Source organism: Flavobacterium cryophilum, from assembly GCF_048286555.1.
Classification (GTDB): domain Bacteria; phylum Bacteroidota; class Bacteroidia; order Flavobacteriales; family Flavobacteriaceae; genus Flavobacterium.
Genome location: NZ_JBLVPZ010000009.1, coordinates 175,799 through 183,200 on the forward strand (window position 1 = coordinate 175,799; position 7,402 = coordinate 183,200).

Annotated in this window: 6 protein-coding genes and 1 tRNA gene; 4 read left to right on the top strand and 3 right to left on the bottom strand. The window is 34.0% G+C overall.

Translation table 11 applies throughout. The annotated features are described in order from the left end of the window. Positions 1-207: 207 nt before the first annotated feature. Complete coding sequence (locus ACNQGJ_RS13575; protein ID WP_417973367.1) at positions 208-1,407, bottom strand: DUF4861 family protein; 1,200 nt, start codon at positions 1,405-1,407, stop codon at positions 208-210. A gap of 107 nt (positions 1,408-1,514) precedes the next feature. After that, positions 1,515-1,596: transfer RNA gene (locus ACNQGJ_RS13580), tRNA-Leu, on the bottom strand. A gap of 108 nt (positions 1,597-1,704) precedes the next feature. Between ACNQGJ_RS13580 and ACNQGJ_RS13585 the strand changes: the two genes are divergently transcribed. The 4 genes from ACNQGJ_RS13585 (at position 1,705) to ACNQGJ_RS13600 (ending at position 5,651) form a co-directional block, all read left to right on the top strand. After that, positions 1,705-3,093: a dipeptidase gene (locus ACNQGJ_RS13585; RefSeq protein WP_417973365.1), complete on the top strand. Its 1,389-nt coding sequence runs from the start codon at positions 1,705-1,707 to the stop codon at positions 3,091-3,093. Positions 3,094-3,384: 291 nt separating this feature from the next. Further along, a complete protein-coding gene (locus tag ACNQGJ_RS13590) occupies positions 3,385-3,810 on the top strand; it encodes a hypothetical protein (protein WP_417973363.1) in 426 nt (141 codons plus the stop codon). 9 nt (positions 3,811-3,819) lie between these two features. Next, positions 3,820-4,194 (top strand): BlaI/MecI/CopY family transcriptional regulator, encoded by a 375-nt coding sequence (locus tag ACNQGJ_RS13595; protein WP_417973361.1) that lies wholly within the window; start codon positions 3,820-3,822, stop codon positions 4,192-4,194. After that, positions 4,191-5,651 (top strand): M56 family metallopeptidase, encoded by a 1,461-nt coding sequence (locus ACNQGJ_RS13600; protein ID WP_417973359.1) that lies wholly within the window; start codon positions 4,191-4,193, stop codon positions 5,649-5,651. The genes ACNQGJ_RS13595 and ACNQGJ_RS13600 overlap by 4 nt, the downstream gene beginning before the upstream one ends. A 1,109-nt stretch (positions 5,652-6,760) precedes the next feature. Here the strand turns inward: ACNQGJ_RS13600 and ACNQGJ_RS13605 are convergent. Then, a complete protein-coding gene (locus tag ACNQGJ_RS13605; RefSeq protein ID WP_417973357.1) occupies positions 6,761-7,258 on the bottom strand; it encodes an AbiJ-NTD4 domain-containing protein in 498 nt (165 codons plus the stop codon). Positions 7,259-7,402 lie beyond the last annotated feature (144 nt).

Sequence of the window (7,402 nt, forward strand, 5' to 3'; positions counted from 1 at the left end):
TCACTATGAATTTGCACTCGTTATAGTTGTTCTAAAAGGTGTCATTTATTCACTGTTAGGAAACCCAAGGTTTTGAGAAATCAGAAGGTTAAAGAGCATTTCCATTCTTCAATGATTGACTAGAAAAAAAGAAAGACCCGAAGAAAGAACCATTAATGCTGCTGTTCCAAAAACCTATTTGTTCAACAAAAGCTCAACTTTTCGTAACTATATTTTAATTATAAGTGGATTTTGAATTAATTTGGATTGTTTTTCTAACATCATATCCCAATCTTCAACAGACTGAACTTGACCGCTTTTCAACCATGCAAAACCCACATAATAAATTAATTTATTGTTTTTAGGCTCTGTCACCACTAAAATTTGGCTTTGATCAACTGATTTTGAGTGGTTATTAATCGCCGTTTTTACTACAATTGGGTCTATAACAATTCCTTCTCCTACAAAAGAATTATCGATTGGTTCCCAATAACGAAAAATCCCTTTTTGTGCATTAATTTTAGCTACACCTTGTTCTTTATGTAATGTAATTCCAAGGGTGTAATTAGGAATTTTATCGTTTGAGCTTATCGCGTTTTCAAATTTTGAAAAGTTAGAACCCAAATCAAGAGAAATTCTTTTAGTTTCCCTCACTCCATATTTACTCCAAGGTGCATAATCCAATTCAAAAATTGTCCGTAAAGGGCCTGTCGCAATTATTCTGTATTTTACATAGTTCTTTGAAATGTATAAACTATCTTTTTCCCAAATTCCTGTTCCACCATTACCCCTACTACTTCCAACATGATAGGGATCATATCCTTCACCGTGCTCAACATGATAATATCCTGGAGACACTACATTTTTAGCATACCAAGAATCAATGATAGAATAATTAACTTTTTTTAACCAAATGTCAATTCCACTCGAAAGGGTACCATCAGTTCTTCCTGCTTCGGTTAATCGTTGGGCTTCCGGCCCATAGGTACGAAAAGCTACTTTATCATTTTCCCAAGCAAAATCATCGATTCGCTCTGGAACAAAACGCCCAAAGGTAGCAAGCAAACTTGTTGGGCTTTTTTGAATTGATTTTAAATCCGAAAAAACAGTATAAATCATTTTAGATAATGCGGGTACAGTCACTTGAAACAATAATTCATCAGGAGTTCCATCCTGATTAGAATCTATTAATTGAGTAACCAATAGATTCCCTTTTTCATCTTTAACCAATAGATTTCTAAAAATTTTAATCTCAGCAAGACCTTTGTATTCCTTCAGATTTATTGTTACAATTTCGCTCCGGTCAAATTGAAGTGTGTTTTCTATGACTAGCTTTTGGCTTACTCCACTTTTATCATTACAATCAAAACTGGAAAACAAAACGATGACAACTAATAAACTGACTACTTTTTTTAAACTTAATTTCATTATAAAAATATTTTTACGCTTATTTATTTCCTTTATATATCAAGTTGGGCAACTTTAAAAAACAAAAAACCCAAAACACTAATTACTAGTATTTTGGGTTTTTAAAGTGCGGATAATAGGACTCGAACCTACACGCCTTGCGGCACCAGATCCTAAGTCTGGCATGTCTACCAATTTCACCATATCCGCGCAATTGTGGGTGCAAAGATAAACATAACTTCCAATTTTCAAAGCAATTTTGACAAAAATTATTCATACTCTTTTTTGTACTTTTGAAATTATAAATAAATTCAAATAATGGAAAATATTAAAGCCTACGTTCAAGAACACAAAGATCGCTTTATCAACGAGTTAATCGAATTATTAAAAATCCCATCCGTAAGTGCCGACACCGCTTATTCACACGATGTTTTTGAAACAGCTGATGCCGTAAAAGCCAGTTTAGAAAAAGCAGGCTGTGATTTCGTGGAAATTTGCGATACACCGGGATACCCAATTGTTTACGGTGAAAAAATCATAGATAAATCCCTGCCAACCATTTTGGTTTATGGTCATTATGATGTTCAACCACCAGATCCTATGGAGTTATGGACTTCTCCTCCATTTGAGCCTGTAATCAAGAAAACCGAAATCCACCCTGACGGCGCTATTTTTGCCCGTGGCGCTTGCGATGACAAAGGCCAAATGTACATGCACGTGAAAGCGTTGGAATATATGGTTCAATCGAATACTTTGCCTTGTAATGTAAAATTCATGATTGAAGGCGAAGAGGAAATTGGCTCCAAAAGCTTGAGCTGGTTTGTAGAACGCAATCAGGAAAAACTAAAGAATGACGTGATTTTAATTTCGGACACCGGAATGATTTCTAATCAACAACCATCAATTACAACAGGATTACGTGGATTAAGTTATGTAGAAGTCGAAGTAACGGGACCAAACCGTGATTTACATTCTGGACTTTATGGCGGAGCAGTTGCCAATCCAATCAATATTTTAGCCAAAATGATTGCTTCGCTTCATGATGAAAACAACCACATTACCATTCCTGGCTTTTATGATGCTGTAGCAGAATTATCGCTGGAAGAAAGAGCCGAAATGGCCAAAGCACCTTTCAATTTAGAAAATTACAAAAAAGCGTTAGACTTAAATGACATATCTGGCGAGAAAGGCTATTTAACCAACGAAAGAAACTCCATTCGCCCTACGCTGGACGTCAACGGAATCTGGGGCGGCTACACTGGCGAAGGTGCCAAAACCGTTATTGCGAGCAAGGCTTTCGCAAAAATTTCTATGCGTTTAGTTCCTAATCAAGACTGGGAACAAATCACGGAACTATTCACTAAACATTTCATAAGCATTGCTCCTGCCGGCGTTACCGTACAAGTAAAACCGCATCATGGCGGACAAGGTTATGTGACCCCAACAGACAGTATTGGATACAAAGCTGCGAATATGGCGTATACCGAAACCTTTGGAGTCCCTTCCATTCCGGTGCGTTCCGGCGGAAGTATTCCCATTGTTGCCTTATTTGAGAAAGAACTGAAAAGCAAAACCATTTTGATGGGATTTGGTCTGGACAGTGATGCCATTCACTCGCCAAACGAGCATTTCGGAATCTTTAATTACCTGAAAGGGATTGAAACCATTCCGTTGTTTTATAAATATTTTGTAGAACTTTCTAAATAATATTTAGCGATACCGTCCGTTCGAGTTTTTTTGTAAAGAGAAACGGAACAAAAAAGTATCCAGAACCTACATCCGCTCTAAACAGGGCGGATTTTTTTTGGGCGTTCCCCGCTGAAAATAGCGGGTCAGGCTGTCCGTTCTCAATCTTTTTATCCGCCGAAAAGGCGGATAAAAAGGATTTCCACTCCCATCCTTAACGCAAATCCCTGACGACCAATATATTTTTTATAAAAATTTGTTTATTTCAATTTATATTCTACATTTGTAGAGCAATGTTTTAATCTGTAGAATATGAAAGTCCAAAATCCTTATAAAATTATCATTCTTCTTTTATGCATAAGCCTCACGAGCTGTAAAATAAATCAAACCAAAAACGGATTGAAAACAGGCAAATGGATTGAAAGTGAGAAATTCTTGAACAGCACGTCCATCACAACAGGAAGATACAAAAAAGGAGATAAAACAGGAACTTGGAGAGCATTCATGAGCGATAAATTACTTTCAAAAGAAAAGTATAAAAAAAACAGTTGCCACATTATCAAATACCACAACACTGGAACGATACAACAAATAGGTGTATCCAATAAGGCCATTATAAATTCAAAAACCGAATGGCAACCCACAGGACAATGGAAATTTTACGACTCCGAAGGGATTTTACTTGGAACCAAAATCTATGAAAAAGGGATACCAATTCAAGAAATTTACACCAAATAAAAAATAAACATGCAACAACTAACTAACGCCGAAGAACAACTAATGGAACACCTTTGGAAACTTGAGAAAGCCTTTATGAAAGACTTGCTGGAAGCCTATCCAAAACCAAAACCGGCAACCACAACCGTGGCTACTTTATTGAAAAGAATGATTGACAAACAATTTGTAGCCTACAATGAATTTGGAAACTCGCGGGAATATTACCCTTTGGTCAAGAAAACCGATTATTTCTCAAAACACGTCAACGGATTGATAAGTAATTTTTTTAACAATTCGGCATCGCAATTTGCTTCTTTCTTTACCACCGAAACTAATTTATCGCAATCGGAACTGGAAGAACTTAAGAAGATAATCGACAGTGAAATTCAAAAAAAGAAAAAATGAGCGACTTTTTAATCAAATCGACAATTACTTTATTCGTATTACTGGCAGTGTATTATTTGTTTTTGGAAAAAGAAAAAATGCATGTATTCAATAGGTTTTACTTATTGTTCAGTCTTGTTTTTTCGATGGTGATTCCATTTATAACCATCGAAGTTATTCAGAAAATAGCACAACCTACAGTAAATCCGGGAAATATCCAGATACTGCAAGGAAGCGCAGTAGTACTAGAAGAAACAAACTATTTAGCAATAGGATTATGGAGTTTCTATGGTCTAGTAACATTTATTTTGGCAATACGTTTTATCAGCAATATCATCAAGATTTCATCTAAAATGAAATCGAATTCGCCAATTGAATATAAGAATGCCAAATTAATTTTGGTTCCTGAAAAAACGCTACCACATACTTTCCTGAATACTATTTTCATCAACAAAACGGAATACAACAACCGTGAAATAGAGGCTGAATTGTACACACACGAACTCATGCATGTAACCCAAAAACATACTTTGGATATTTTATTCATCGAAATATTGAAAACCATTTTTTGGTTCAACCCTATTTTTATTTTTTACAAAAAAGCAATACAACTCAATCACGAATTTCTTGCTGACGAGAAGGTAGTGACATCTTATAATAACGTTCCGTTCTACCAATCTTTATTACTATCGAAAGCAAACGAGAACCAAACTTTTTACTTGGCCAGTAATTTGAATTATTTAATAACTAAAAAACGATTACTCATGATGACAAAAACCACATCAAAAACTGAAGCTGTATTAAAAAAAGCAATGCTCATGCCGATAGTAGCTACATTATTATTTTTACTGTGTACGAAAGTCGTTGCACAAGAAACCACTTTGAAAAAAGAAACTACTCCTAAAAAATCAGAAAATTTATTTAAAACGTATTACGACAAAACTACTTTTAAAATTAAAGATGAAAAAGGAAAGGTTGCAAGCGAAAAAAAATACAATGAACTAACTCCTGTAGAAAAGAGAGCTATACCTTCCATCTTATCCAAACAAAAAAGATTGCCTACAAATGAGGAACTTCTGGCGACTTTAAGCAAAGGAGCTCCCGAAGTAATTGAAATAGACACATTCAATTCTGAAAATCATTTAGTCAAAAAAGGCGAAAATGAAGTCTATAATACTGCCGGAATAACCGAGAAACCAGAATTTCCGGGAGGAATATCAGAATTTTACAAATTTGTGGGCGAAAATTATAAAACGCCATCACAACCTAATTTAAAAGGAAAAGTATACATCACCTTTATAATAGAAAAAGACGGCAGTTTAAGCGATATAAAAAACATACGAGATATTGGTTTTGGAACCGGTGAAGAAGCCATACGTGTTTTAAAAATATGCCCGAAATGGATTCCCGGAAAAATGAATGGTGTCCCTGTCAGAGTAATGTATAGCTTACCAATAACTTTACATTCAAAACCGTAATAGTACCAAAAATAAATCCGCTTCAAAAGAAGCGGATTTATCAAACTAATGTTCCCGCGCCTGAAGCGGTTTGCGACTTTCGAAGACCAGTATTTTCGGCTAAACGAAAATATGATAAAAAAAACAGTAATTCCACTAAATTCGCAAATCGCTACAGACGTGTGTTGGCGGTAGTTTTTTTATTTACTTTTATTTTAAGAAAAAGAAATACTAAATTCATTTTTCTTAAAATTACTTATTTGAAATATATTTAATTTTTACAAGATAGGAATTCCTATCCAATGCATAATAAGCATTATTACAACAGTTATTCCAAAACTGCACAAAGTAAGAATCCGCCAATAAACAGACCTTCCATTCCCAAATTTCCAAATTCGTTCACCAGTTTCTTCTCTGTTTGATTTCAAAGTTAATTTCGACAATATATATGTTGAAATAATAAAAATCAAAATAGCAATTAACCAAAACTTTATCATAATTTATATTTTTAAAATATCATTAAATTCTCTCGTTTTTCTCAAAATCACCGCCAACGTTAGTCTGTGAAAAAACTAAAATCAACCTCTTGAGAATGCCCTATTTGAGCTTTTTCTTTGGTAGCCCTCCGAAGACTTTCTAAATTTAAAGTAGTTTTTTCACAGCCTGACGTTCTCGCGCTACAAGCAGTTTGGGATTAAATTAAACTCATTTTTCGGATTTACCAAATCTTCCAAATACAAACCAATTTTTCCATTAAGCCAAATCCCCAAATTGCTTGTAGCGTGTGTTGGCGGTAGTATTTTAGATCTTACTTATCAAATAGTTAGTGAATGCACTACATGTAACTAATAGGAATTTTGCTTCATGAAAGTCCACTTCTAGGTCATTTTCTGTCAAAGCATGTCTAATTCCACCGTCATCACTCGTATATCCATAAAGTGCTGAAAAACTCCTTTTTAGTGCAGGATGTAAATTATTGTTTTTTTCTAATTTATTCAATGCCTCTCCGAGTGTTGATTTATCATTTTTGGTAAAAATTTTGCAAATTGATTCAACAGCAGAAATAGATTCTTTAATTGAATTTCTATAATCAGGAGTTTTTCTGTCAGATAATAGGGAAAGAGCAGTGCTTAAATGTGTGTTAACTGATTTAAATTTGTTGTGTTTACCAAAGCATCCTCAATTTCCGAAATTTCTTCTTTAGAGGTTATTTGAACAATTGTTTTATCTATAAACCTATATGCTGATTTTTCTCTATCTACAACCCTATTTGTAATTTCAAAAAAATCATCTGGAGCAGAATTTGAAGTAAACTCAAACAAATCATATATTTCAAACCATTCACGTTTAATATCAAAAAAATATTTTCGGATAGTTTTTGTAATATATTCAGTTGTTACAAAACCGTTGTCATATGCAGGTAAAGTATCAATCGGAAGTTTAAAATAATTAATCCACAATTTTTGAATAAAATTAGTCAATGCAGGTTGTCTATCCCAATTTGGGAGTTTCTTGATAAAGCATTCTAAATATACAGTCCATAATGAGTTTTTTAAGTCATCATCTATGCAATCAATCTGTAGTTGGCTTTTTACTTCTTTAAATCCTAATCTTTCAGAAAACTTCATAACTTCTTTTATTCTGCGTTAATATTACTGCCAACGTCAGTCTGTGAAAAAACTTCCGTTTATTTCTTTCAAATATAACACTTAATGTAAAATAAAAGGAAGAAAAGTTGTATATTTAATGATGCAACACATCACAGGAATACC

Bases quoted from the DNA above. Each gene is read 5' to 3' on its own strand.
- ACNQGJ_RS13595 (WP_417973361.1), top strand. From the start codon at position 3,820: ATGCAACAACTAACTAACGCCGAAGAACAACTAATGGAACACCTTTGG.
- ACNQGJ_RS13600 (WP_417973359.1), top strand. From the start codon at position 4,191: ATGAGCGACTTTTTAATCAAATCGACAATTACTTTATTCGTATTACTG.
- ACNQGJ_RS13585 (WP_417973365.1), top strand. From the start codon at position 1,705: ATGGAAAATATTAAAGCCTACGTTCAAGAACACAAAGATCGCTTTATC.
- ACNQGJ_RS13575 (WP_417973367.1), bottom strand. From the start codon at position 1,407: ATGAAATTAAGTTTAAAAAAAGTAGTCAGTTTATTAGTTGTCATCGTT.
- ACNQGJ_RS13590 (WP_417973363.1), top strand. From the start codon at position 3,385: ATGAAAGTCCAAAATCCTTATAAAATTATCATTCTTCTTTTATGCATA.
- ACNQGJ_RS13605 (WP_417973357.1), bottom strand. From the start codon at position 7,258: ATGAAGTTTTCTGAAAGATTAGGATTTAAAGAAGTAAAAAGCCAACTA.